Origin of the sequence: Sphingomonas sp. 1185 (assembly GCF_040544655.1) — a bacterium.
Lineage (GTDB): Bacteria > Pseudomonadota > Alphaproteobacteria > Sphingomonadales > Sphingomonadaceae > Sphingomonas.
This window is the reverse complement of the sequence record NZ_JBEPKL010000031.1, coordinates 15,545-39,733: the sequence shown is the minus strand read 5'-3', so window position 1 is coordinate 39,733 and position 24,189 is coordinate 15,545. Positions and strand designations below refer to the sequence as shown.

Below are 24,189 nucleotides of genomic sequence, written 5' to 3'. Positions count from 1 at the left end.
CGATAAACGCGTCAGGCGGCGATGCGTGCCGCCTCGGTCTCGGCGATCCAGCCGCCGCCGAGCACCCGGTCGCCGTCGTACAGCACCGCCGCCTGCCCCGGCGACACGCCATATTCGGGCGCGTCGAAGACCAGCCGGTCGCCGACCATGCGCGCGGGCACCGGCTTGGCCATCGAGCGGACCTTGGCGAAGAGCGGGCCGTCGAGCGGGCCGAGGATGTTCATCGCGCTGAGCCGCGCCGCCTCCACCGCCAGCGCCGCGCGCGGGCCGACGACGACGCGCCGGGTGTCGGGCTCCAGCCGGACGACATAGAGCGGCTCGGGGCTGCCGCCGATCTCCAGCCCGCGCCGCTGGCCGACCGTATAGTGGATCAGGCCGCGATGCTCGCCCAGCTTGGTGCCCGACAGGTCGACGATGTCGCCGCGCGTATCGGCCTCGGGGCGCAGCTTGCGGACCAGGCCCGCATAATCGCCGTCGGGGACGAAGCAGATATCCTGGCTGTCGGGCTTGGCCGCGACGCCGAGGCCCAGTTCGGCCGCGATCTCGCGCACCCGCGACTTGGGCAGCGCGCCGAGCGGGAAGCGCAGGAAGTCCAGCTGGGCCTGGGTGGTGGCGAACAGGAAATAGCTCTGGTCGCGCGCCGGATCGGCCCCGCGATGCAGCTCCGCGCCGCTCGCGCCTTCGACCCGGCGGACATAATGGCCGGTCGCCAGGCAGTCGGCGCCCAGATCGCGCGCGAGGGCGAGCAGGTCGGTGAATTTCGGCCCCATATTGCACTGGACGCAAGGGATCGGTGTGCGCCCGGCCAGATATTCGTCGGCGAAGCGATCGACCACCTGGGTGCGGAAGCTGTTCTCATGGTCAAAGACATAATGCGCGATGCCCAGCCGGTCGCACACCGCGCGCGCGTCGCGGATGTCGCGGCCTGCGCAACAGGCCCCGGCGCGGCCCACCGCCTCGCCATGATCGTAGAGTTGGAGGGTGACGCCGATCGTCTCGGCCCCCGTGGCATGGGCCAGCGCGGCGACGACCGAACTGTCGACCCCGCCCGACATCGCCACCACGATCCGACGCGCCCGGGGATCGCCCCCAAGCTGGAAATCCACCATCTGCTCCATCGCGCTCCCATACGCCTTTCCGGCCGGGCATGCAAAAAATCGGGGCAACCGATGGGGAAAGGGGTGACAGGGGCCTGAAAAACGGGGCCAATGCGATGGGCCTTTACCCGGCTTTCATACCCGTCCAGTAACAGGAGGGCCGACCCACAATATGGATGGCGCTTTTGGATCTCAGCTTCAACAGATTCGATCGGGATACCGAACTGACGGTGTTGCCGCCCGATCTGGCGGTGCTGATGGTCGGCGCGACCGCGCGGCAGGCGGCCAGTCATACGGCCGCGGTGCAGGCGGGCTTTACCCGCGAGCCAGTCGATCCGGCGCTGTTCGCCCCGCTGGACGGGGCGTTCAACGGGGCGATGGCACGGGCTCTTGCCGAATGGAGTCAGGGTAAATGAAGAATTAACCGGTTGGTTTTAAGCCGTGTTCAACGGCCTGTGTTACCCATTCCCTGGTAGACGATATGGGGTAGGGAGCCCCGACGAGGTTGCATGATGATCGAGAACCAGAAGATCCGCCCTGCCAAGGTAATCGGGCCGCTCGGCGAACCGCTGACGCTCGAAACCTTGCCGCCGGCCAGCACGACCCGCTGGGTGGTCCGCCGCAAGGCGGAGGTGGTGGCGGCCGTCAATGGCGGATTGCTGTCGGTCGATGAAGTGTGCGACCGCTATGGCCTGTCGGTCGAGGAATTTGCGGGGTGGCAGCGCGCGATCGACCGGTCAGGCATGCCGGGCCTGCGCGTGACCCGCATCCAGCATTATCGCACCCTTTACGAACGCCAGCAGAAATATTGACAAATCGATTTTTGCGTCGAGTTGATGATACGGGTACGGAACAAGTAACGCCATTCGCACGTCTAAACCCCGTGTCCCGCTTGCGGGCCCAACGGAGGGAAAGACAATGGGTATTATCCTGTGGCTTATCGTCGGTGGTGTCATCGGCTGGCTGGCTAGCATCATCATGCGTACCGATGCCCAGCAGGGCATCTTCCTGAACATCGTCGTCGGTGTGGTCGGTGCGTTCATCGGCGGCCTGATCTTTGCGGGCGGTTCGATCAACAATGCCGGACTGACGCTGACGTCGTTCCTGGTTTCGCTGCTGGGCGCTGTCGTCCTGCTGGCGATCGTGAACCTGGTCCGTCGCGGCCGGGTGCGTTAATCGCTCCCCACAAAGGGCGATTGAACGAATGGGCCGTCCGGGCGACCGGGCGGCCCTTCTCGTATCACAATATGTTTTTGCCGCCGGGATCGTCCCGGCGGAATGAGCGACGCCCCCAAGCCGATCGGCCATGGGGGCGTCGTCCGTTCAGTTCAGCAGGAAGCGGACCGAGACATTGACCGTCACGTCGCGCTCGCCGGGGGCGATGCTGGTCTTGGCCACCGCGTCGCGCGCCATCGCCTGCATCATCATCGGGCGCTCGGGGCCGCCCGCATCCTGGCCATTCTCGGTGATCGACACGATCCGCGCGACCCGCAGCCCCGCCGCCTTGGCATAAAGCTCGGCACGCGCACGGGCTTTCTGGATGGCATCGGTGCGCGCCTCGTTCAGCGCGGCGTCGGGATTGTCGATCGACAGGTTGGGCCCGTCAATCTGGTTGGCGCCCTGCGCGACCAGCGCGTCGAGGACGCTGCCCGATTTGGCGATGTCGCGGAAACGGATGCTGAGCGTGTTGGTCGCCTGATAGCCGGTGATGGTCGGCGGGACATTCTCGCCATAGCGATATTGCGGCTGCAACTGGACGGTCGCGGTCTGGATGTCGCGATCGGCGACCCCGGCGCGCTTCACCGCCGCCAGCACGCGCGCCATGCGCTGCGCATTGTCGGACAGCGCGGCGGCGGCAGTCGCGCCCTGGCTGACCACGCCCGCGCGGATCGTCGCCAGGTCGGGGACGCGGCTCGTCCGCCCCTCGGCCGAGACGTCGAGGACCGCGCCCGCCGCCGGGACGAGCGGCTCGACCGTGGTCGGCGCGGGCGCGCTCTGGGCCCAGGCGGCCCCCGGAATCAGCGCGGCGGGCGCCAGTGCGGCGGCAAGCAGAATTTTGTTCATCATCATCTCCCGTTGATGCAGGTTGAAGCTGGCAAAGCTTTGGCGAAGCTCGGCAAAACGTGCGATGAACGCGCCGGAATCATTCTTGAGCCATCTTGATCCAGTATCGCGCAAAGACGCTTGAGCATGGTGATATATTTCTATAACACAGCGAGTCATGGCGCATCCCAACGGTGAAATGCGTACGAAGGATGCGGATCGGGGATCGGTGACGAACATGAATTACGAGACGGGGGCGATCGGTGGCGGCCGGCATCTGGGGCTGGAGGGACCGGCACCCGCGCGGCGTGGGCGCTGGATCGCCATCGCCCTGGTGGTGATCGTGCTGGCGCTGGGCGGCTGGTACATGCTCGGCGGCAAGAAGCATGAGGCGGCCTCCGCCGCCGGTGCGGGGACGCAGGTGCCCAACATCACCGTCGTCGTGCCGGGGCAGCAGGCGGTCAGCCGGGTGGTCTCGGCCACCGGCACGCTGGCCGCGCGTCGCGAGATGCCGGTCGGCGTCGCGGGCGAGGGGGGCATGATCACCCGCGTCCTGGTCGAACCGGGCCAGTGGGTCCGCGCGGGCCAGGTGCTGGCGACCGTCGATCGCTCGGTCCAGACCCAGACCGCCTCAGCGCTCAACGCGCAGGTCGCGGTCGCCCAGTCGGATCAGCAGATCGCGCAGGCCGAGCTGGATCGCGCGCAGCAGCTGGTCGATCGCGGCTTCATCTCCAAGGCCGATCTTCAGCGCCGCGCCGCCACCCGCGACGCCGCCGCCGCGCGCGTCCGCGCCGCGCAGGCGACGTTCCGGGAAGCGCAGGCGCGCAACGGCCGCCTCGACATCCGTGCGCCCGCCGAAGGGCTGATCCTGACCCGCGCCGCCGAGCCGGGCCAGATCGTCAGCTCGGGCTCGGGCGTCCTCTTCCGCATGGCGATGGGCGGCCAGATGGAGCTGCGCGCGCAGCTGGCGGAGGCCGATCTGGTCGGCCTGGCCGTCGGGGCGCCCGCCACCGTCACCCCGGTCGGCGGCGACAAGACCTTCAAGGGCGAGGTGTGGCAGGTTTCGCCGGTCATCGATCCGCAGACGCGGCAGGGCGTGGCGCGCATCGCGCTGGCCTATGACCCCGCGCTGCGTCCCGGCGGCTTTGCGGCGGCGACGATCCGCGGCGGCGCGGGCCATGCCCCCGTCCTGCCGGACTCGGCGATCCAGAGCGACGACAAGGGTAGCTTCGTGTATATCGTGGGGTCGGACAACAAGGTCGCCCGGCGCGACATCAAGATCGGGCAGGTGTCCGACGATGGCGTGACCATTGCCTCGGGCCTGACCGGCAATGAGCGGGTGGTTCGCTCGGCGGGCGGCTTCCTGGCGGCGGGCCAGCTCGTCCATCCGATCCTCGGCGGCCCGGAGGCCAAGTGACATGAGTTTCCGCAACATCTCCGCCTGGGCGATCCGGAACCCCGTTCCGCCAATCGTCCTGTTCGTCGCGCTGACGCTGGCGGGGATCGTCAGCTTCATGCGGATGGACGTGAACAACGATCCCGACATCGACTTCCCGATCGTCGTGGTCGTCGTCAGCCAGCCGGGTGCGGCACCGACCGAGCTGGAGACGCAGGTCACCCAGCGGGTCGAGGCGGCGTTGCGGAACCTCCAGGGCGTCGACCAGATCACCTCGACCGTGACCGAGGGCCAGTCGCAGACGCTGGTCCAGCTCGATATCGGCACGCCGATCGACCGCGCGGTCAGCGATGCGCGCGACGCGATCACCCAGATCCGCTCGATGCTGCCCGACGGCATCCTCGAGCCGCAGGTGATCCGCGTCGATTCGACCGATAACGACCTGGCCAGCTATTCGGCGGTCGCGTCCAACATGACGCCCGAACAGCTCAGCTGGTATATCGACAACAATGTCACCAAGGAGCTGTTGTCGGTTCCGGGCCTGTCCAAGGTCATCCGCAACGGCGGCGTGACGCGCGAGATCCGCGTGATCCTCGACCCGCTGAAGCTCCAGGCGCAGGGGCTGACCGCCAGCGAGGTCAACGCACAGCTGCGCATGACCAACCTGAACGCCGCCGGTGGTCGCGCCGAGATCGCCGGGACCGAGCAGGCGGTCCGCGTGCTGGGCAATGCGCGCAACGCCTATGACCTGGGCCAGAGCCAGATCAACGTGCGCGGCGGGCGGACCGTGCGGCTGGCCGACATCGCGACGGTGCGCGACCTTTATGCCGAGCGGCGCTCGCAGGCGGCGGTCGACGGACGGCAGGTCATCAGCTTCGACTTCCAGCGTGCCAAGGGCGCCTCGGACGTCAGCGTCTATAATGGCGCGGTCGAGAAGCTGAAGGCGCTGGAAAAGCGCAATCCGGAGGTGAAGTTCGTCCTCCGCTCGAACAGCGTGAAATATACCGAGCAGCAATATGAAAGCGCCATCCATGCGATGATCGAGGGCGCGGTGCTGGCGGTGATCGTCGTGTTCCTGTTCCTGCGCGACTGGCGCGCGACAGTGATCTCTGCGCTGGCGATCCCGCTGTCGGCGATCCCGACCTTCTGGGTCATGGACCTGCTGGACTTCACGCTGAACCAGATGACGCTGCTGGCGCTCAGCCTGGTGGCGGGCGTGCTGGTCGACGACGCCATTGTGGAGATCGAGAATATCGTGCGCCATATGCGCATGGGCAAATCCGCCTATCAGGCGTCGATCGACGCGGCGGACGAGATCGGCCTGGCCGTGCTGGGCACCACCATGGCGATCGTCGCGGTGTTCCTGCCGGTGTCGATCATGCCGGGCGTGCCGGGCCAGTATTTCAAGAATTTCGGCCTGACCGTCGTCGTCTCGGTCCTCATGAGCCTGGCGGTGGCGCGCATGATCACCCCGATGATCGCGGCCTATTTCCTGAAGTCGGCGGGCCATGCCAGCCATGGCGAGGGGCGGCTGATGGACGCCTATATGGCGACGCTGCGCTGGTCGCTGCGCTATGACCGGCCGACCGACGGCGTGCGGCGCGGGGTCGTGCGGCGTTTCTTCGGGCGGTTCCGCGACCATCGCCTGTGGGTGATCGGCATCGGCTTTGCCGCCTTCGCGCTGACCGTCGTGATGTTCGCGGTCATCCCCAAGACCTTCCAGCCGCCACAGGACAATGACCAGGCGGTCGCCAAGGTCGAGATGGTGCCGGGCACGACGCTGGCCCAGACCGACCAGGTCGTCCGCCGCGTCGCCGCGTTCCTGAAGAAGCAGCCCGATGTCGAATCGGTCTATTCGCGCACCAGCGTCGGCAATGGCCGCGTGGTCGCGACGCTGAAGGAGGATCGCTCGATGAAGAGCACCGACTTCGAGCGGTCGCTGGCGCCCGAGCTGGCGGCGATCCCCGATGCGCGCGTGTCCTTCCAGTCGCAGTTCGGCTGGGGATCGAGCGGCCGCGACCTGACCATCACGCTGGGCGGCGACGATCCGGCGGTGCTGCGCGATACCGCCAACAAGATCGTCGAGCAGATGGGGACCGTGCCCGGCCTGGTCGCGCCGCGTATCGTCGGCAATCTCGACCGGCCCGAAATCGTCATCCGCCCGCGCCTCGACCTCGCGGCCAATCTGGGCGTGACGACACAGGCGCTGTCGAGCGCGATCCGCATCGCGACGCTGGGCGATATCGACCAGAATTCGGCCCGCTTCTCGCTGTCCGATCGCCAGGTGCCGATCCGCGTCGCGCTGGACCAGAATGCCCGCGCCCGCCTGTCGACCATCCAGAACCTGCCGGTCCAGACCCAGACCGGCGGCTCGGTTCCCCTGAGTGTCGTGGCGGACATCGGGCTGGGCGCGGGCCCGACCCAGATCGACCGCGTGAACCAGCGGCGGCAGGTGACGGTCGGCGCCGACCTGGCCAAGGGCGTCGTCAGCGGCGACGCGATGAAGAAGGTCCACGACCTGCCTGTCATGAAGACCCTGCCCATGGGTGTCAGCGAGATGGTGCTGGGCCAGGCCAAGATGCAGAACGAGATGATGACCAATTTCTTCACGGCCATCATCTCGGCGGTGTTCATGGTCTTTGCGGTGCTGGTGCTGCTCTATCGCCGCTTCCTGCCGCCCTTCGTCAACATGGCCTCGCTGCTGCTCGCGCCGCTGGGCGGGTTGCTGGCGCTGTATTTCACCGGCAATCCGCTCTCGCTGCCGGTCTATATCGGGCTGCTGATGCTGCTCGGCATCGTCGCCAAGAACTCGATCCTGCTGATCGACTTCGCGCTGGAGGAGATCGCCAAGGGTGTGCCGATCCGCGAGGCGGTGCTGGATGCGGGCCACAAGCGCGCGCAGCCGATCGTGATGACCACGGTGGCGATGGTCGCGGGCATGGTCCCGACCGCGCTGTCGCTGGGCGGCGACGGATCGTGGCGCAGCCCGATGGGCGTGACGGTGATCGGCGGGCTGGCGCTGTCGACCATCCTGACCCTGTTGATCGTGCCCGCGGCGTTCAGCCTGGCGGTGGGGGCGGAGCGCTGGATCGGGCCGCGCCTCGGCCGACGCCTGCTGACCTACACCCCCGGCGACGAGCGGGGCGGGCCGGTGATCGAGGGGCCCGCGGGCGGCCCCGCGCTGCCCCCTGCGACGGGCAAGCTGGGCTACGATCCGGCGGAGTGACGCGGTGAATTGCTCCCCTTGCAGGGGAGCAATGGGTGGTTTCGTTACGCTTGGGAAAGATTCTGCTTGAACAAAGCCGCCGTTCACGAATTGTCATGATCGATGGACCTGAACGCGCGACCGGGGGGTAGCCAGCCCGTTCCGCCCGCCCTGCGAAAGATGCGGGTGGTGGCGACCGGATTGTTGCTGTCGATGGCGGCGCTGTTCCTGATCGCGCGCACCTTTCAGCCGCTGCATCCCGCCTGGGGTTTCGTTCGCGCCTTTGCCGAGGCGGCAATGGTCGGCGGGCTGGCCGACTGGTTCGCGGTGACGGCGCTGTTCCGCCATCCGCTCGGCCTGCCCATCCCGCATACCGCGATCGTGCCGCGCAACAAGGATCGGATCGGCGACACGCTCGCCAATTTCCTGCGCACCAATTTCCTGATCCCCCGCGTCGTCGCGCGCCGGATGAGCCGCGTCGACGTGGCGGGCGCGGCGGGGCGCTGGCTGGCGCAGCCGCCGCAGGAAAGCGGGCGGATCCGGCGCGGGGCGTCGCGTCTGTTCGCCGAGATGCTGACCGCCTTCGATCCGCAGCGGCTGGGGGGCATGGTCAAGGCGGGGATCGGATCTCGGCTGCGCGCGACCGAGGTGGCGCCGATCCTGGGCCAGTTGCTGAAAGCGACGATCGCCGAGGGGCGGCATCTGCCGCTGATGGACTCAGGGCTGCGCTGGGCGGCGGGCGCGCTGGAGTCGAACGAACCGATCCTGCGCGCGATGGTGCATGAGCGGGCCGGGGCGATCCTGCGCTGGACCGGGCTGGACGAGACGCTGGCCGACAAGCTGATCGACGGCCTGTACAAGCTGCTGAACGACGTCGCCGAGGATCGCGAGCATCCGCTCCGCCAGAAGATCGAGGAGGGGCTCGACCGCCTCGCCTGGGACCTGCAATATGATCCCGACACGCGCGCGCGGGTCGAGGCGATGAAGGCCGAACTGATCGCCAATCCGGCGATGCAGCGCTGGCTGGACGGGCTGTGGGAACAGGCGCGGGAGGCGTTGCTGCGGCTGGCGCGCGATCCGGAGGCGGTGACGGCGGGGCGGTTGGGCGATGCGCTGCGGCAATTGGGGCAGACCTTGCAGGCCGATCCCCGGCTGGCGGCGACGATCAACCGCTTCGTCCGGCGCGCGGCGGTGGGTGTGGCCGCCGATTACGGCGACGGGATCGTCCGGCTGGTGTCGGAGACGGTGCGTGGATGGGATGCCGACACGATCACCACCCGACTGGAAAATGCGGTCGGCCGCGACCTGCAATATATCCGGATCAACGGCACGCTGGTCGGCGGCAGCGTCGGCCTGGTCCTTCATGTCGTGGACAGGCTGCTTTGAAAACGTCACCTATCCGTATAATTAAGGCGCGGGATCGATTCGTCGCGAGGCGGAAGCGCCTTGTCGATGCCCCCGCTTTCCCGCAAAGAGGCAGGTGATGAACGCCAAGGCCGATTATCAGCACGACCCGGCCGACGGAGGGGCCCTGCGCTTCACCGGCAGCCTGTCGCTGGCGATGCTGGGCGACCTGCCCGAACGGCTGGATCGCGAGGACGCCTCGGTCCGCCGCCTCGACCTGTCGCGGGTGGACCGGATCGACACGGTGGGCGCGTGGCTGGTCCACCGCTTCGCCGCGCGCAACGACGCCCGGATCGAGGGGCTGAGCGACGACCAGCGCCACCTGATCGACAAGGTGGTCGAGGCGGATCAGCCGGTGGCGATGCGGCCCAAACCGATCAGCCCCTTTGCGCGCGTCGCGGGCGAGGTCGGCGATGCCGTGGTGGCGGCGTTCCAGACGCTGTACGGCCTGCTCGGCTTCATGGGCGCGACGGTGATCGCGGGTCTGGCGGTGATCCGCCATCCGCGCCGCTTCCGCTTCAACGCGGTGGTGCACGAGTTCGAAACGGTCGGCGTCTCGGCGCTGGCGATCATCGGCCTGATGAGCTTCCTGATCGGCATCGTCATCGCGCAGCAGGGGGCGGTGCAGCTTCGCCAGTTCGGCGCGGAGGTCTTCACGATCAACCTGGTCGGCCGCCTCACCTTGCGCGAACTGGGCGTGCTGATGACCGCGATCATGGTCGCAGGGAGGTCGGGCTCGGCCTTCGCCGCGCAGATCGGCACGATGAAGCTGACCGAGGAGATCGATGCGATGCGGGTCATCGGCGTGTCGCCGATGGAATCGCTGGTCGTGCCGCGGGCCCTGGCGGCGATCACCCTGATGCCGCTGCTCGGCTTCTATGCCTCGCTGATCGCGATGATCGGCGGCTGTTTCCTGGCGGCGGTGTCGCTGGGCATCCCGCCCGTCACCTTCATCGCGCGTATCCGCGAAGTGGTGCCGATCACCGACCTGTATGTCGGGCTGATCAAGGCCCCCGTCTTCGGGGCGATCATCGCGATCGCGGGCTGTTTCCAGGGGATGCAGGTCAAGTCGGATGCCGAGCAGGTCGGCCTGCGCACCACCGCGGCGGTGGTGCAGGCGATCTTCCTGGTGATCGTGCTCGACGCGTTCTTCGCGGTCTTCTTCACCTGGATCGGATGGGACTGATGGCCGAACGGGACGAGCATCTGATCCAGGTTCGGGGCCTGCGCAACAGCTTCGGCGAGCAGGTCATCCATGACGGCCTGGACCTGGACGTCCGCAAGGGCGAGATTCTGGGCGTGGTCGGCGGGTCGGGCACCGGCAAGTCGGTGCTGATGCGCTCGATCATCGGGCTCCAGACCCCCGATACCGGCGAGATCACCGTGTTCGGCGAACCGACCATCGGGCGCGAGGCGACCGAGGCGACCGAGGTCCGCAAGCGCTGGGGCGTGCTGTTCCAGGGGGGCGCGCTGTTCTCGACGCTGACCGTGGCGGAGAATGTCGCGGTGCCGTTGCGCGAATTCTATCGCGAGCTGCCCCAGGCGCTGATGGACGAGATCGCCTCCTACAAGGTGGTGATGACCGGCCTGCCCGCCGATGCGGGGCCCAAATATCCCGCCGAGCTGTCGGGCGGCATGAAGAAGCGGGCCGGGCTGGCGCGCGCGCTGGCGCTCGACCCCGAGCTGCTTTTCCTCGACGAGCCGACCGCAGGCCTCGACCCGATCGGCGCAGCGGCGTTCGACCAGTTGATCAAGTCGCTCCAGAAGACGCTGGGGCTGACCGTTTTCCTCATCACCCATGACCTCGACACCCTCTATGCCATTTGCGACCGCGTGGCGGTGCTGGCGGACAAGAAGGTCATCGCGGTCGGCACGATCGACGAACTGATCGCGCTCGACCATCCGTGGATCGAGGAATATTTCAAGGGGCCGCGCGGCCGCGCCGCCATCGCCGCCAAGGACGAGATCGCCGACATGACGCCCCGTTCGGCGGATGCGGACGCCGCACGCCACCCCACCGAAGTCGAAGCCCACGCCACCGGCCAGCATAGCCAGGGCAGTGGGGCCGATGCCCATGCGAGAGGCGAAGCAGGGACACGCTGATGGAAACCCGTTCGAACCACGTCCTTGTCGGCTCTGTCGTGCTGATCCTGCTCGCAGTGCTGGCGATCTTCACCGTCTGGATCGCCCGGCTGGGCGGCACGTCGGAGAAGGAATATGACATCTTCTTCCGCCAGTCGGTGGACGGCCTGGCCAAGGGCTCGGCGGTCACCTATTCGGGCGTGCCCTCGGGCCAGGTGAAGGAAATCGCGCTGTGGCGGCCCGATCCGCAATTCGTGCGGGTGCGGGTCGCGGTCAACGACCAGACGCCGATCCTTCAGGGGACGACCGCGTCGATCTCGGCCAGCTTCACCGGCACCAGCACCATCTCGCTCGATGGCGCGCGCAAGGGCGCACCGCCGATCACCTGCCCGACGCCCGAAAACCGGACCGTCTGCCCCTATGACGTGCCGGTCATCCCGACCAAGCAGGGCGGTATCGGCGCGATCCTGAACTCCGCGCCGCAGCTGCTCGAACGGCTGTCGACGCTGACCGAGCGGCTGACCGGCCTCTTGTCGGATCGCAACCAGGCGTCGATCGCGGGCATCCTCGACAACACCAACCGCCTGACCGATGCATTGGCCGATCGCGGGCCGGAGATCGCGGCGACGCTGGCGCAGACGCGCGTGGCGATCCAGCAGGCGGGCGATGCGGCGCAGTCGATTGGCCAGCTAGCGGCGACGACCAACGGCCTGCTCGCCGAGGACGTCAAGCCGACCATGGTCAATCTGAACAAGGCGATCGCGTCGGCCCAGAAGAGCGCCGATACGCTGAATTCGGCGATCGGCGATGCGCGGCCGGGGTTGCAGACCTTCTCGAAGCAGACCGTGCCCGAGGTCGATCGTCTGGTGCGCGACTTGCGCGTGATGACCCAGTCGCTGTCGGCGGTCGCCGAAAAGGTCGACCAGCAGGGCGCAGGGTCGCTGATCGGGCAGCCCCAGCTGCCGGACTATAAGGGCAAGTGAGGAAGCCGATGAGGACCGTCATGAAGACTCCGCTGATCGTTCTGATGGCATCGCTTCCCCTGGCGGGCTGCATCAGCTTCGGTGCCAAGCCGCCGCCCTCGCTGCTGACCCTGCAGGCGCAGTCGCAGCCGACCGTGGGACAGACGCAGGATTCGGGGCGAGGCAAGTCGATCACCGTCCAGGTGCCGGCCGCGCCGCAGGAACTGGCGACCCCGCGGGTGCCGGTGCAGGAGAATGCGACCAGCATCGCCTATGTGAAGGACGCGCAATGGGCCGAGCCGCCCGCGCGGCTGTTCGCGCGGCTGATGGCCGATACGCTGACTGCGCGGATGGGCCGCGTGGTGCTGTCCGCGCGCGAGTCGGTGGCCGATCCCGGCGATCGGCTGGGCGGGGAATTGCGCCAGTTCGGCCTGGACGCGACCCGGCGCGATGCCGTGGTGGTGTATGACGCCGCGCTTGTCCGCGAAGGCCAGACCACGGTCGAAAAGCGCCGATTCGAGGCGCGCGTTCCGGTCGGCAAGATCGACAGCACCAGCGTCGGCCCCGCGCTGAACCAGGCCGCGAACCAGGTGGCGCAGCAGGTCGCGGACTGGGTGGGACGGTAATCCTCCCCGCGACAAGGGAGAATATTGCAGGACAACCGCAGCCCCCCGGCCCTGTGGGCAAGAGCGCATGGACCTGGGGTGGACCCACCCCTCTCCTTCAGGGGTAGGTGACGGGAATTTGTCGGCGCTGTAACATTTTGCGACATAATCGCACTGGACGGGGCCGTATCGGCGGGGCAGGTTCGCGGGCATGAAGCCTCGCGCCCGCGTCCTTCTTCTGGCCTCGGCGGCCCTGTCCGCCTGCACGGTCGGTCCCGATCATCATCCCGCCGCTCCCCAGGCGCTGGGGGTGCCCGCCAGCTGGTCGGTTCCCGCCGCCACGGCGCAGGCGCAGGATATGGGGCGCTGGTGGCGGTCGTTCGACGATCCGCTGCTGGCCGAGCTGGTCGAACGCGCGGTGGTCGCCAATACCGATGTGGTCCAGGCCGTCGCCCGGCTGCGGCAGGCGCGCGAAAGCCTGGTGCAGAGCCGGTCCTCGCTTCTTCCCACCCTGTCCGGCTCGACCGGCTATCAGCGCAACGAGAATCTGCGCGGCGGCGGGCGCAGCTTCACCCTGCCCGACGGCACGGTGGTCGATACCGGCGGGGGCGGCAGCAACAGCTTCACTGTCGGCCTGTCGGCCAGCTATCAGGTCGGCCTGTTCGGCGAGTTGCGCCGCACCGTGGAGGCGACGCGCGCGACCTATGAGGGCGCGGGGTTCACCTATGCCGCGACGCTGCTGACCGTCGAGAGCGAACTGGCGCGCAACTATGTGCTCGCGCGGGCCTATCAGGCACAGCTTGCCAATGCGCGCGCCAGCCTGGCGCTGCAGGACGACAATCTGGAGATTGCGGGCTTCCGGGTGCGCGCCGGGCTGGTGTCCTCGCTCGACGCCGAGCAGGCACGGGGGCAGCGGGCGCAGACCGCCGCGACCATCCCGACGCTGGAGCAGCAATACAACACCGCCGTCTCGCGCCTGGGCGTGCTGACCGCGCAGGCGCCCGGTGCACTCAAGGCGCGGCTGGAGGCGGTGCGGCCGATCCCCAGCGGACCGGCGGTGATCGGCGTCGGCATTCCGGCCGACATATTGCGCCGCCGCCCCGATGTCCGCGCGGCCGAACGCAACCTGGCCGCCGCCACGGCGCGGATCGGCGTGGCGCAGGCGGCGCTCTACCCCGCGCTCGCCATCTCCGGGAATATCAACGCCGCGGCGACCAGCATCGGCTCGCTGGGCGATGCGATCACCGGCAGCCTGTTCGCCGGGCTGACCCAGGCGATCTTCAACGGCGGCCGCCTGCGCAGCCAGGTCCGCAACGCGCGGGCGCTCGCCGATCAGAGCTATGCCGCCTATCAGGGCACCGTGCTGCTGGCGCTGGAGGATGTCGAGAACGCCATCGTCGCGCTCAACACCGCGCGCGAGCGGGAGCGGCTGTTCGCGATCCAGCTCGACGCGGCGCGCAACTCGGCGATCCTGGCGCGCAGCCAGTATCGCACGGGCCTGACCGATTTCACCACCCTGTCGCAGCAGGAGGCGTCGTTGCTGAGCGCCCAGAACGGGCTGGTCCAGGCGCGCTCGGACGCCGCCACCGCGCAGGTCGCGCTGTTCGCCGCGCTGGGCGGCGGATGGGACGACAGCACCACCCCCGAAGCGCCGCCGCGCGCGACGCAAACCCCGGACAACCGCTGATGGCCGATCAGACTCTCGACGATTTCCTGGGCGTGAAGCCGCAACCGCGCTGGCGCAAAAGGGTGCAGTGGGGCGTCGTGATCCTGGGCGTCGTGCTGCTCGCGGTGCTGCTGAAAAGCTGTTTCGGCGGGTCGGACCAGGCGGGCTATGCCACCGCTCCCGTCTCGCGCGGCAACCTGACCGTGACCGTCTCGGCCACCGGCAAGCTCGCCCCGACCAACCAGGTGACGGTCGGTTCGCAGCTGTCGGGTCTGGTGACGAAGGTCGTGGTGGATGTGAACGACCGGGTGAAGGCGGGCGAGGCGCTGGCGCTGATCGATCCCGAACAGATTGACGACCAGATCCGGGCGGCGCAGGCGACGCTGTCCGCCAATCAGGCGCAGGTGGCGCAGGCGCGCGCGACCGTGGCCGAATCGCAGGCGCAGCTGCGGCGGCTGGAGGAAGTCTACAAGCTGTCCAACGGCCGCGTGCCCTCCGGCACCGAACTCCAGACCGGGCGCGCCGATGCGCAGCGCGCGGTCGCGGCGCTGAGGGTCGCGGAGGCCAATGTCGCCGCCGCGCGCGCGCAGCTGGCCCAGTCGCAGACCCAGCGGCAGCGCGCGATCATCCGCTCGCCCGTGTCGGGCGTGGTGCTGGCGCGGCAGGTCGATCCCGGCCAGACGGTCGCGGCGTCGTTCAACACGCCGACCCTGTTCGTCATCGCCGAAGACCTGACCAAGATGAAGCTGGAGGTCGCGATCGACGAGGCCGATGTCGGCGAGGTGAAGGTGGGGCAAAAGGCCAATTTCACCGTCGACGCCTTTCCGGGGCGTACCTTCCCCGCGACGATCACGCGGGTCGATCTGGGGTCGAACCTGACGGTCAGCGCGGCGACCTCGTCCTCCTCGTCCTCGACCGCCAGCACGTCGACGACGGGACAGGTGGTCAGCTATGCCGCCGACCTGACCGTCGCCAATCCCGACCTGCAACTGCGCCCCGGCATGACCGCGACCGCCGATATCGTGACCTCGGACAAGCGGAACGTCGTGCTGATCCCCAATGCCGCGCTGCGCTTCCAGCCGTCCGATGGGGCGAGCCAGGGTGGCGGAGGCGGCATTGCGGGCTCGCTGACCTTCCGTCCGCGCCGCGACCGGGCGGCGCGCACCGCCACCGTTCAGCGCGGCGCGACGCAGACCGTCTATGTCCGGGGTACGGACGGCAAGCCGCAGCCGGTGCAGATCGTCACCGGCGACACCAACGGATCGATGACCGAAGTCCTGTCGGGCGGGCTGAAGCCGGGGATGCAGGTCATCACCGGCCAGCTGGCGGCGGGCGAGGCCGCGCCGGCGGCGGCGGGGGGACAGCGTCGCCAGGGGCAGCAAGGGGGCGGTGGTGGCCGCTGATGCGCCCCTGATCCGGCTTCGCGGCGTCACCAAGACCTATGGCAGCGGCGCGACCCAGTTCCAGGCGCTGAAGGGCGTGGATCTGGACATTGCCGGCGGCGATTTCGTCGCGGTGATGGGGCCTTCGGGGTCGGGCAAGTCGACCACGATGAACATTCTGGGCTGTCTCGACGTGCCGAGCGGCGGCAATTTCCTGTTTCGCGGCCATCATGTCGAGACGCTGGACCGCGACCAGCGCGCGATGCTGCGGCGGCGCTATCTGGGCTTCGTGTTCCAGGGGTTCAACCTGTTGTCGCGCACCACCGCGCTGGAGAATGTCGAGCTGCCGCTGCTGTATCGCGGCGAGGACAAGAAGACGCGGCGCGAGATGGGCATGGCGGCGCTGGAGAAGGTCGGGCTCGACCAATGGTGGGACCATACCCCCGCCGAACTGTCGGGCGGGCAGCAGCAGCGCGTGGCGATCGCGCGCGCCATCGTCACCAGCCCCGACGTGCTGCTGGCCGACGAGCCGACCGGCAATCTCGATTCCGAACGCTCGGTGGAGATCATGGAGTTGCTGACCGGGCTCAACCGGGACAGCGGCATCACCGTGCTGATGGTCACGCACGAACCCGACATGGCGGCGTTCGCGCGCACCGTCATCCATTTCAAGGACGGGTTGGTCGATCGGATCGAGGCACAGCATCGGCCGGGCACCATGCCGGAGCCGGATGCGCCCGCGACGGATATGCACTGATGTTCGGCACCACGCTTCTCCTCGCGATCCGGTCGATCCGGCGGCATATGCTGCGCTCGTTCCTGACGACGCTGGGCATCATCATCGGCGTCGGCGCGGTCGTGACGATGGTGACGCTGGGCAAGGCGACCACGGCGGCGGTGCAGCAGTCCATCTCGTCGCTGGGCACCAACATCCTTCAGGTCCGCCCCGGCCAGGGCTTCGGGCGCGGCGGCGGCGGCCCGCGTCCGCCCGACTTCAAGCCCGAGGATGTCGAGGCGATCGCCGACCAGATCGCGGGTGTGACGGCGGTCGCGCCCCAGGCCCAGACGACCGCGACCGCGATCTATGAAGGCGCGAACTGGTCGACCACGGTGACCGGCACGACGCTGGCCTATTTCACGGTGCAGCCCTGGCCGCTGGCCTCGGGGCGTCTGTGGACCCCGGCCGAGCAGGCGGCGGGCAAGGCGGTGTGCATCATCGGCAATACCGTGCGCAAGAACCTGTTCCCCAGCACCGAGGCGGTCGGCAAGCGCTTCCGCATCGGCGCGATCAGTTGCGACGTGGTCGGCGTGCTGACGACGCGCGGACAGGGCGGGTTCGGCGATCAGGACGATGTGGTGCTCATGCCGATCAAGGCGGTGCAGCGCCGATTCACGGGCAGCCGCGACATCCGGCTGATGCTGGTCGGCATCGACCAGGCCTATCAGGCCAGCGCGGTGCAGGCCTCGCTAACCGACCTGCTGCGCGAACGGCGCAACATCACGGGCGGCAAGGAAGATGATTTCAACATCTTCGACACCAAGCAGATCAGCGACACGCTGACCAGCACGACGACGATGCTGACCCGGATCGTCGCGGCGGTGGCAGCGATCAGCCTGGTGGTCGGCGGCATCGGCATCATGAACATCATGCTGGTGTCGGTGACCGAACGGACGCGCGAGATCGGCATTCGCCTGGCCATCGGCGCGGTCGCGCGCGAGGTGCTGATGCAGTTCCTGGTCGAGGCGGTGGTGCTGTCCTGCCTGGGCGGAATCATCGGCCTGATCCTGGCGCAGGCGATCATCGCCGCGCTGGTGCCGTTGATGCAGGTGCCCTGGACCTTCGACCCCCAGATCAACGTCATCGCCTTTGCGATTTCGGCGGTGATCGGGGTGGTCTTCGGCTATTTCCCCGCGCGGCGGGCGGCGGCGCTCAATCCGATCGATGCTCTACGGCACGAGTGATCCGCTCGGGCGCGTGGACGAGCTGGCGTAGCCGTTCCAGATCCTCGGGCGTGTCGATATCGATCAGCTCGGCCGGGGCGGTGACGACGTGGCGCCCGCCCGCGACCAGCTTGCGGCCGCCCTCGTCGCCCTCCAGCTTGAGCAGCGCGTCGAACCGGCCCGCGCCGAAGACGCCGGGCGGGGTGGGATGCTCGCCATTGCTCGACACGACGACCGCGTCGGGTCCGTCAAAGGCATCGAACAGGCGATAGATATGCGCCGCCGTCACGCGCGGCATATCGGCCAGTGCGATCAGGATCGCCTTGGGGCCGGACTTGATCGCCTCCTGCACGCCCAGATGCAGCGAGAAGGACATGCCCTTGGCGATATCGTCATTATGGATCACGCGGTAGCCGCGCGACGCGAAGTCGAGCTGGCACCCGTCGGTCACGACGATCCGGTCGGCAAAGGGAATGCTTTCCAGCGCGGTGGTGACGTGGAAGCCCACCGGCTTACCGAGGAACTCGGCCTCCAGCTTGTTCTCCATTCCGAAGCGGCTCGACTGTCCCGCCGCCAGCAGGACCAGAACCACATCCTCAGCGTCGATCATGAAAGGCTCCTATCATCGCCGCCGCGATCGACAGCGCGATCTCCGACGGGCCGATCGCCCCGATGTCCAGCCCGACCGGGCCGTCGATCCGGTCGATCGCTGACGGGGAAACGCCCATCGCCGCCAGACGCTCCCGCCGCGCCGCATGGCTGCGCCGACTGCCCAGCGCGCCGACATAGGCGGTGGGATGGGCAAGCGCGGCGACCAGCGCGGGGTCGTCGATCTTGGTGTCGTGGCTCAGCGTGACGACGGCGGTCGCGGGGCCGGGGGTATAGGCGGCGACCGCTTCGTCGGGCCAGCGATCGTCCAGCGTCACGCCGGGAAACCGCTCCGGCGTCAGGAAGCGGGCGCGCGGGTCGATCACCACCGTCTCGATGCCCAGCGTCTGCGCAAGCTGCGCCAGGCTCTGCGCGATCTGCACCGCACCGACGATCAGCAGGCGGCGCGGCGGGTCGTAACGGTTGGCGAAGACCTCGCCCGTCTCGATGGGACGCAGGTCCGCCTTGCCGGTGGAAAGGTCGGTGGTGACGGTCAGCGAGCGCCCCGTCTCGCGCGCCTCGGCGATCCGGTCGAACAGTTCGGGATCGAACCCGTCCGCCGACACCGGCTGGACCATCACCGCGATCTCGCCGCCGCAGGGCAGTCCGACTTCCCAGGCCGAGGCATCCGCCACGCCGTAGCGCTTTACCTGGAACGGCGCGCCCGCGATCACCTCCGCGGCGGTATGGAGAATGTCGTTCTCGACGCAACCGCCCGACACCGATCCCTCGAACCGGCCATCTTCATGGACCAGCATATGGCTTCCACGCGGACGTGGTGCCGACCCCCAGGTCGACACCACCGTCGCGATCGCCAACGGCGCACCGCGCCATTCGCGCGCGGCGGCCAGAACCCGATCATTGTCGCTCATCAAAGCGCCGGGAGATGATCGAGCAGCTTGTCGAGCCTCACCGGCATCTCGCGCACCCGGACGCCGGTGGCGTTGTAGATGGCGTTGACGACGGCGGGCGCCGCGCCCGAGATGCCCAGCTCGCCAATCCCCTTGGCATGGATCGGGTTGGCATGGATGTCCCGCTCGTCGAGGAAATGGACCTCCAGCTGGGGCACGTCGGCATTCACCGGCACATGATATTCGGCCAGGTCATGGTTCACCAGCTTGCCGGTGCGCGGGTCGTGGATCAGCTCCTCGGTCAAGGCGGTGCCGATGCCGAAGGTCATTCCGCCGAGGCATTGCGAGCGCGCCGTCTTGGCATTGAGCACGCGTCCCGCCGCAAACACGCCCAGCATCCGCCGCACGCGGACCTCGCCGGTGACGACATTGACGCCGACCTCGGCGAAATGCGCGCCGTAACTCGCCTGCTGGAACTGCTTTTCCTGCTGCCCCGGCTTGATCTCGCCGATCGCGGACAGACTGTCCTTGCCGACTAGCTCGGCCAGCGGCACCGAGCGATTGTCGCCGATCGCCATGCCGTCCTTGAGCGTCAGGTCGGCGGGCTTGACGCCCATCGCCTTGGCCAGCTTCTCGCGCACCCGCTCGGCGGCGAGATACACGGCCGAGCCCGCCGAGGCCGCGCCCCAGGAACCGCCCGATCCGGCGGCGGGCGGATCATTGGTGTCGCCCAGCGACATGCTGACCTTCTCGACCGGCAGGCCGAGGATTTCGGCGGCGATCTGCGCCATGATCGTATAGCTGCCCGTGCCGATATCGGTCATCGCGGAGGACACGGTGGCGCTGCCGTCCGGGTGGAGTTCGACCTTGGCCGCCGACTGCTGAAGCTGGTTAGACCGGCACGCGGCGGCGACGCCCATGCCGATCAGCCAGTCGCCTTCGCGCCGCTGACCCGCCGCCTTACGCTGGTCCCAGCCGAAACGCTTTGCGCCCTCTTCCAGCGAACGGGTCAGGTTGCGCGAGGAATAGGGGACCTTGAGCTCGGGGTCCTGTTCGGGATCGTTGATCTTGCGCAGGTCGATCGGGTCGATGCCGATCGCCTCGGCCAGTTCGTCCATGGCGCATTCCATGCCGACCATGCCCACCGCCTCGCCCGGCGCGCGCATCGATCCCGACAGCGTCCAGTTCAGCCGGACCACGTCATGGTTGATCCGCCGATTCTCGCCCGCATAGAGGAAGTGGGTGCCGATGCCGACGGGCTCGAAGAAATCCTCGTCCGGCAGGTTGGAGGTGATCGCCTCATGCCCCAGTGCGACGATCCGGCCGCCCGCCTCGGCGCCCAGCCGCATCCGCTGTTCGGTGTTGGAGCGGCGGACGGTGGCGTCGAACACCTGCTGGCGCAGCATCACCGCCTTGACCGGGCGGCCCAGCCGCTTGGCGGCGATGGCGGCGGCGACGCTTTCGGGCGCGATGCCCAGCTTCGATCCGAAGCCGCCGCCGATATAGCGCGAGATGATTCGCACCTTGGACTGCGACACGCCCAGCGCCTTGGCAAGCTGCTGCGCGTCCGAGGAAGGCATCTGGTACGCGCCGTACAAGGTCAGCGCACCGTCCTCCCACACCGCGATCGAGGCATGCGGCTCCATCGCGGCCGAGTTCTGGCTGGGGGTGGTGTAGGTGACGTCGAGCCTGACAGCCGCATTCTCGAACGCCTTGTCGAAATCGCCCTGGTCGTAATGGCCCTTGATCAGTCCGTCCGGCGCGGGCTCGGCCTTGTCCTTGTTCGCCTCATAGTCGAACGCGCCGTCGTCCAGCTCTTCATACTCGACCTTCAGCCGCTTGGCGGCGTCGCGCGCGACCTCGAAGCTCTCGGCGACGACGATCGCGATGATCTCGCCGAAATAGTCGATGGTGCGCACGCCTTGCGTCGGGGCTTCGGTCTCGCCGCCCTGCTGCGAGTTGCGGATGAAGGTCTTGTAATCGGTGATGACGTCGATGACGCCGGGGATGGCCTTCACCGCATCGGCGTCGATCGCCTTGATCTTCGCATGGCCCTTCGTGGCGCTGACCAGCACGCCATGCGCGATATTCTCGATGGCATATTCGGCGGCATAGGTGGCGGTGCCCGTCACCTTTTTCGGCCCGTCCACCCGATCCAGCGGTTTGGAGATCACCCCCTGCACGCCCGTATCGAGCAGGCTGTCGGGATGTGGCTGATTCATGGTCAGCGAATGCGTGTCGTCCTTGCCGAATCCGAACATGGGATCAGCCCTCCTGAGTCAGTTCACGGAGCGTCGCGACCAAAGTGCGGCGCGTCAGCGGAATCTTGAAATCGTTCGAGCCATAGCCCTTGGCGTCGGCCAGCAGGACATCGGCGGCGGCGTGGAAGGCGGCGTCGGTGGGCTCCTGTCCGACCAGCGCGGCCTCCACCGCCTCGTTACGCCATGGCATCGGGCCAAGACCGCCAAAGGCGAGCCGGGCCGAGGCGATCCTGCCATTCTCGACCGCGACGATCCCGGCGACCGACACCAGCGCAAAGGCATAGGAGGCGCGGTCGCGCACCTTGCGATAGGTCTGGCGGCCCGCAGGGGCGGGGGGTAGTTCGACATGGGTGATGAGCTCGCCCGGCTCCAGCACGGTCTCGATCTCGGGCGTGCTGCCCGGCAGGCGATAGAATTCGCCGATCGCGATCCGGCGGCGGTCGCCGTCTGGTTTCTGGGTGATGATGACGGCTTCCAGCGCGCGCATCGCGACGGCCATGTCGCTGGGATGCGTCGCGATGCACTGGTCCGAGGTGCCGAGGATCGCGAGGATACGGTTCTCGCCGCCGATCGCTGAACAGCCGCTGCCCGGATCGCGCTTGTTGCACGGGGTGGCGGGGTCATAGAAATAATAGCAGCGGGTCCGCTGGAGCAGATTGCCCCCGGTTGACGCCTTGTTGCGCAACTGACCCGAGGCCCCCGCCAGCAGCGCGCGCGACAGGACCGGATAGCGTTCGATCACGCGGGCGTCGGCGGCGAGGTCGCTATTGGGCACCAGCGCGCCGATAATCAGGCCGCCATCCTCGCGCGCCTCGATCTCGCCCAGGTCCAGGCGGCTGATGTCGACCAGCGTGTCGGGCGTCTCGACCTGCAATTTCATGAGGTCGAGCAAATTGGTGCCGCCCGCGATGAAGCGCGCGCCCGGCACCGCGCCGTCGCGGGTGGCGGTGCCGATCGAGTCGGCGCGGGCATAGTCGAACAGCTTCATGCCGCGACCTCCCGACCGACATCCTCATTGGGGTTGCGGTCGCCCAGCCCCGCCACGTCGCGGATCGCGTCGACGATATTGGGATAGGCGGCGCAGCGGCACAGATTGCCGCTCATCCGCTCGGAGATTTCCTCGACCGTCAGCTCGGCCGCACCCAGGTCCTCGGTGACATGGCTCGGCCAGCCCTGCTTCATCTCGTCGAGCATGCCGACCGCCGAACAGATCTGGCCCGGCGTGCAATAGCCGCACTGGAACCCGTCATGCCGCACGAACGCGTCCTGCAAGGGGTGGAGATTGCCCGGCTGGCCCAGTCCCTCGATCGTGGTGATCTCGTCATCCTGATGCATCACCGCCAGCGTCAGGCAGCTATTGATCCGCCGCCCGTCGACCAGCATCGTGCAGGCGCCGCATTGACCATGGTCGCAGCCTTTCTTGGAACCCGTCAGCCCCAGATGTTCGCGACACAGATCGAGCAGCGAGGTGCGAACATCGACCTCGATGTCATGCGATTGACCATTGATTGTGAAATGCATCGCGCCATCCCCTTGGGATTACAGTTGGATGAACAAACGCCATGATTTCCCTGCGTTTCCCGTTGCGAACCACTCTCATTGCCGTAGCTTTGGTCATGGGGCAGGGTGAGGCCATGTCCGCCCATTGGTCGAAACCGCTCTCGTCTCCCATCGTCATCGCGCATCGCGGCGCAAGCGGGGAGCGGCCTGAGCATACGCTGGCTGCCTATGATCTGGCGATCCGCGAGGGGGCGGACGTGATCGAGCCCGATCTGGTGCCGACCAAGGACGGCCATCTGGTCGCGCGGCATGAGAATGAGATTTCGGGGACGACCGATGTCGCCTCGCATCCCGAATTCGCCGATCGCAAGACGACGAAGACGATCGACGGACAGCGCGAGACCGGCTGGTTCACCGAGGATTTCACGCTCGCCGAATTGAAGACGCTGCGTGCCCGCGAACGCCTGCCCCAACTGCGCTCGACCGCCTATGACGGCCGGTATCAGATCCCGACACTGGAAGAGATCATCGCGCTCGCCAAGCAGCGGTCGAAGGAGTTGGGGCGGACCATCGCCATCTATCCCGAAACCAAGCATCCGACCTATTTCGCCTCGATCGGCATGGGCACCGATGGCCCGCTGGTCGCCGCGCTCGACAAGGCGGGGATGAAGACCGCCGATGCGCCCGTCTTCATCCAGTCGTTCGAGGTGAAGAACCTCCAGCATCTCAAGATGATGACCGGCATCCGCCTGATCCAGCTGGTCGCGGGCGAGGGCGGTCCGGCGGATGGCGCCGCGCCCAGCTATGCCGCGATGATGACGCCCGAAGGGCTCCGCCAGGTCGCGACCTATGCCTGGGGGATCGGCCCGGACAAGGCGATGCTGTGGAAGGGCGATGCGGCGACGACGCTGGTGGCCGACGCGCATGCGGCGGGGCTGCGGGTGCATCCCTGGACCTATCGTGCGGAGAACCAGTTCGTTCGCCCCGCTTTCCGCCGGGGCATCGATCCCAAGGCGCATGGCGATGTCGCGGGCGAGATTCGCGCCGCGCTGGGCCAGGGCATCGACGGATTCTTCACCGATTTCCCGCAAATCGGGGTAGAAACGCGCAACGCCGTCGTGCGCGCCCGCTGAAAGATCCCGTGAC

The 24,189-nt window shown here is 67.9% G+C and carries 22 protein-coding genes; 15 read left to right on the top strand and 7 right to left on the bottom strand.

The window, feature by feature from the left end; all coding sequences use genetic code 11:
* Positions 1-11: 11 nt before the first annotated feature.
* Positions 12-1,109 carry a tRNA 2-thiouridine(34) synthase MnmA gene (gene mnmA, locus ABIC44_RS16610; protein WP_354296629.1) on the bottom strand — a complete coding sequence of 366 codons (1,098 nt, stop codon included), beginning with the start codon at positions 1,107-1,109 and terminating at the stop codon, positions 12-14.
* Between the two features lie 173 nt (positions 1,110-1,282).
* On the opposite strand from mnmA, the gene ABIC44_RS16605 reads away from it, so the two are divergent.
* The 3 genes from ABIC44_RS16605 (at position 1,283) to ABIC44_RS16595 (ending at position 2,273) form a co-directional block, all read left to right on the top strand.
* Positions 1,283-1,513, top strand: coding sequence for a hypothetical protein (locus tag ABIC44_RS16605; RefSeq protein WP_307100764.1), 231 nt, complete (start codon positions 1,283-1,285; stop codon positions 1,511-1,513).
* Between the two features lie 96 nt (positions 1,514-1,609).
* Complete coding sequence (gene sciP, locus ABIC44_RS16600) at positions 1,610-1,909, top strand: CtrA inhibitor SciP (RefSeq protein ID WP_307104629.1); 300 nt, start codon at positions 1,610-1,612, stop codon at positions 1,907-1,909.
* Between the two features lie 106 nt (positions 1,910-2,015).
* Complete coding sequence (locus ABIC44_RS16595; RefSeq protein ID WP_042483991.1) at positions 2,016-2,273, top strand: GlsB/YeaQ/YmgE family stress response membrane protein; 258 nt, start codon at positions 2,016-2,018, stop codon at positions 2,271-2,273.
* Between the two features lie 147 nt (positions 2,274-2,420).
* Here the strand turns inward: ABIC44_RS16595 and ABIC44_RS16590 are convergent, their stop codons facing one another.
* Complete coding sequence (locus ABIC44_RS16590; protein ID WP_354296619.1) at positions 2,421-3,164, bottom strand: SIMPL domain-containing protein; 744 nt, start codon at positions 3,162-3,164, stop codon at positions 2,421-2,423.
* A gap of 214 nt (positions 3,165-3,378) precedes the next feature.
* On the opposite strand from ABIC44_RS16590, the gene ABIC44_RS16585 reads away from it, so the two are divergent.
* From ABIC44_RS16585 to ABIC44_RS16535, 11 genes are all read left to right on the top strand, one after another.
* Positions 3,379-4,557, top strand: a complete 1,179-nt coding sequence (locus ABIC44_RS16585; protein ID WP_309704120.1) for an efflux RND transporter periplasmic adaptor subunit — start codon at positions 3,379-3,381, stop codon at positions 4,555-4,557.
* 1 nt (position 4,558) lies between these two features.
* Positions 4,559-7,762 (top strand): efflux RND transporter permease subunit, encoded by a 3,204-nt coding sequence (locus tag ABIC44_RS16580; protein ID WP_354296618.1) that lies wholly within the window; start codon positions 4,559-4,561, stop codon positions 7,760-7,762.
* A gap of 159 nt (positions 7,763-7,921) precedes the next feature.
* The gene (locus ABIC44_RS16575) at positions 7,922-9,127 is read left to right on the top strand and encodes a DUF445 domain-containing protein (RefSeq protein WP_354296628.1); all 1,206 of its coding nucleotides are present in this window, start codon (positions 7,922-7,924) and stop codon (positions 9,125-9,127) included.
* A gap of 97 nt (positions 9,128-9,224) precedes the next feature.
* Entirely contained in the window at positions 9,225-10,331 is a 1,107-nt protein-coding gene (locus tag ABIC44_RS16570) for an ABC transporter permease (protein WP_307100758.1), read from the top strand.
* Positions 10,331-11,248, top strand: coding sequence for an ABC transporter ATP-binding protein (locus ABIC44_RS16565; protein ID WP_307100756.1), 918 nt, complete (start codon positions 10,331-10,333; stop codon positions 11,246-11,248). The genes ABIC44_RS16570 and ABIC44_RS16565 overlap by 1 nt, the downstream gene beginning before the upstream one ends.
* Entirely contained in the window at positions 11,248-12,210 is a 963-nt protein-coding gene (locus tag ABIC44_RS16560; RefSeq protein ID WP_307100754.1) for an MlaD family protein, read from the top strand. Before ABIC44_RS16565 ends, ABIC44_RS16560 begins: the two co-directional genes overlap by 1 nt.
* A gap of 20 nt (positions 12,211-12,230) precedes the next feature.
* Entirely contained in the window at positions 12,231-12,815 is a 585-nt protein-coding gene (locus ABIC44_RS16555) for an ABC-type transport auxiliary lipoprotein family protein (protein WP_354296617.1), read from the top strand.
* 190 nt (positions 12,816-13,005) lie between these two features.
* Positions 13,006-14,481, top strand: a complete 1,476-nt coding sequence (locus ABIC44_RS16550) for an efflux transporter outer membrane subunit (protein WP_354296616.1) — start codon at positions 13,006-13,008, stop codon at positions 14,479-14,481.
* Positions 14,481-15,863 (top strand): efflux RND transporter periplasmic adaptor subunit, encoded by a 1,383-nt coding sequence (locus tag ABIC44_RS16545; RefSeq protein WP_354296615.1) that lies wholly within the window; start codon positions 14,481-14,483, stop codon positions 15,861-15,863. Before ABIC44_RS16550 ends, ABIC44_RS16545 begins: the two co-directional genes overlap by 1 nt.
* Positions 15,853-16,599 (top strand): ABC transporter ATP-binding protein, encoded by a 747-nt coding sequence (locus tag ABIC44_RS16540; protein ID WP_309697342.1) that lies wholly within the window; start codon positions 15,853-15,855, stop codon positions 16,597-16,599. Before ABIC44_RS16545 ends, ABIC44_RS16540 begins: the two co-directional genes overlap by 11 nt.
* Positions 16,599-17,804, top strand: coding sequence for an ABC transporter permease (locus tag ABIC44_RS16535; RefSeq protein ID WP_354296614.1), 1,206 nt, complete (start codon positions 16,599-16,601; stop codon positions 17,802-17,804). Before ABIC44_RS16540 ends, ABIC44_RS16535 begins: the two co-directional genes overlap by 1 nt.
* On the opposite strand, the gene ABIC44_RS16530 is transcribed toward ABIC44_RS16535, so the two are convergent.
* The 5 genes from ABIC44_RS16530 to ABIC44_RS16510 are packed head-to-tail and all read right to left on the bottom strand — an operon-like array spanning position 17,773 to position 23,064.
* Positions 17,773-18,393 carry a nucleotidyltransferase family protein gene (locus tag ABIC44_RS16530; RefSeq protein WP_307100740.1) on the bottom strand — a complete coding sequence of 207 codons (621 nt, stop codon included), beginning with the start codon at positions 18,391-18,393 and terminating at the stop codon, positions 17,773-17,775. The two genes, ABIC44_RS16535 and ABIC44_RS16530, sit on opposite strands and share 32 nt — an antisense overlap.
* Positions 18,380-19,303 (bottom strand): XdhC family protein, encoded by a 924-nt coding sequence (locus ABIC44_RS16525; protein WP_354296613.1) that lies wholly within the window; start codon positions 19,301-19,303, stop codon positions 18,380-18,382. The genes ABIC44_RS16530 and ABIC44_RS16525 overlap by 14 nt, the downstream gene beginning before the upstream one ends.
* Complete coding sequence (locus ABIC44_RS16520; protein ID WP_354296612.1) at positions 19,303-21,543, bottom strand: xanthine dehydrogenase family protein molybdopterin-binding subunit; 2,241 nt, start codon at positions 21,541-21,543, stop codon at positions 19,303-19,305. The genes ABIC44_RS16525 and ABIC44_RS16520 overlap by 1 nt, the downstream gene beginning before the upstream one ends.
* Before the next feature lie 4 nt (positions 21,544-21,547).
* A complete protein-coding gene (locus ABIC44_RS16515) occupies positions 21,548-22,531 on the bottom strand; it encodes an FAD binding domain-containing protein (RefSeq protein WP_354296611.1) in 984 nt (327 codons plus the stop codon).
* A complete protein-coding gene (locus tag ABIC44_RS16510; RefSeq protein ID WP_354296610.1) occupies positions 22,528-23,064 on the bottom strand; it encodes a 2Fe-2S iron-sulfur cluster-binding protein in 537 nt (178 codons plus the stop codon). The genes ABIC44_RS16515 and ABIC44_RS16510 overlap by 4 nt, the downstream gene beginning before the upstream one ends.
* Before the next feature lie 113 nt (positions 23,065-23,177).
* Here ABIC44_RS16510 and ABIC44_RS16505 point away from each other — a divergent pair, with 113 nt between their 5' ends.
* Positions 23,178-24,176: a glycerophosphodiester phosphodiesterase gene (locus tag ABIC44_RS16505; RefSeq protein WP_354296609.1), complete on the top strand. Its 999-nt coding sequence runs from the start codon at positions 23,178-23,180 to the stop codon at positions 24,174-24,176.
* The last annotated feature ends 13 nt before the right edge of the window (positions 24,177-24,189 follow it).

Excerpts from the sequence above, each read along its gene's own strand:
- mnmA (WP_354296629.1), bottom strand. The coding sequence starts at position 1,109 with ATGGTGGATTTCCAGCTTGGGGGCGATCCCCGGGCGCGTCGGATCGTG.
- sciP (WP_307104629.1), top strand. The coding sequence starts at position 1,610 with ATGATCGAGAACCAGAAGATCCGCCCTGCCAAGGTAATCGGGCCGCTC.
- ABIC44_RS16595 (WP_042483991.1), top strand. The coding sequence starts at position 2,016 with ATGGGTATTATCCTGTGGCTTATCGTCGGTGGTGTCATCGGCTGGCTG.
- ABIC44_RS16590 (WP_354296619.1), bottom strand. The coding sequence starts at position 3,164 with ATGATGAACAAAATTCTGCTTGCCGCCGCACTGGCGCCCGCCGCGCTG.
- ABIC44_RS16585 (WP_309704120.1), top strand. The coding sequence starts at position 3,379 with ATGAATTACGAGACGGGGGCGATCGGTGGCGGCCGGCATCTGGGGCTG.
- ABIC44_RS16580 (WP_354296618.1), top strand. The coding sequence starts at position 4,559 with ATGAGTTTCCGCAACATCTCCGCCTGGGCGATCCGGAACCCCGTTCCG.
- ABIC44_RS16575 (WP_354296628.1), top strand. The coding sequence starts at position 7,922 with ATGCGGGTGGTGGCGACCGGATTGTTGCTGTCGATGGCGGCGCTGTTC.
- ABIC44_RS16570 (WP_307100758.1), top strand. The coding sequence starts at position 9,225 with ATGAACGCCAAGGCCGATTATCAGCACGACCCGGCCGACGGAGGGGCC.
- ABIC44_RS16565 (WP_307100756.1), top strand. The coding sequence starts at position 10,331 with ATGGCCGAACGGGACGAGCATCTGATCCAGGTTCGGGGCCTGCGCAAC.
- ABIC44_RS16560 (WP_307100754.1), top strand. The coding sequence starts at position 11,248 with ATGGAAACCCGTTCGAACCACGTCCTTGTCGGCTCTGTCGTGCTGATC.
- ABIC44_RS16555 (WP_354296617.1), top strand. The coding sequence starts at position 12,231 with ATGAAGACTCCGCTGATCGTTCTGATGGCATCGCTTCCCCTGGCGGGC.
- ABIC44_RS16550 (WP_354296616.1), top strand. The coding sequence starts at position 13,006 with ATGAAGCCTCGCGCCCGCGTCCTTCTTCTGGCCTCGGCGGCCCTGTCC.
- ABIC44_RS16545 (WP_354296615.1), top strand. The coding sequence starts at position 14,481 with ATGGCCGATCAGACTCTCGACGATTTCCTGGGCGTGAAGCCGCAACCG.
- ABIC44_RS16535 (WP_354296614.1), top strand. The coding sequence starts at position 16,599 with ATGTTCGGCACCACGCTTCTCCTCGCGATCCGGTCGATCCGGCGGCAT.
- ABIC44_RS16530 (WP_307100740.1), bottom strand. The coding sequence starts at position 18,393 with ATGATCGACGCTGAGGATGTGGTTCTGGTCCTGCTGGCGGCGGGACAG.
- ABIC44_RS16525 (WP_354296613.1), bottom strand. The coding sequence starts at position 19,303 with ATGAGCGACAATGATCGGGTTCTGGCCGCCGCGCGCGAATGGCGCGGT.
- ABIC44_RS16520 (WP_354296612.1), bottom strand. The coding sequence starts at position 21,543 with ATGTTCGGATTCGGCAAGGACGACACGCATTCGCTGACCATGAATCAG.
- ABIC44_RS16515 (WP_354296611.1), bottom strand. The coding sequence starts at position 22,531 with ATGAAGCTGTTCGACTATGCCCGCGCCGACTCGATCGGCACCGCCACC.
- ABIC44_RS16510 (WP_354296610.1), bottom strand. The coding sequence starts at position 23,064 with ATGCATTTCACAATCAATGGTCAATCGCATGACATCGAGGTCGATGTT.
- ABIC44_RS16505 (WP_354296609.1), top strand. The coding sequence starts at position 23,178 with ATGTCCGCCCATTGGTCGAAACCGCTCTCGTCTCCCATCGTCATCGCG.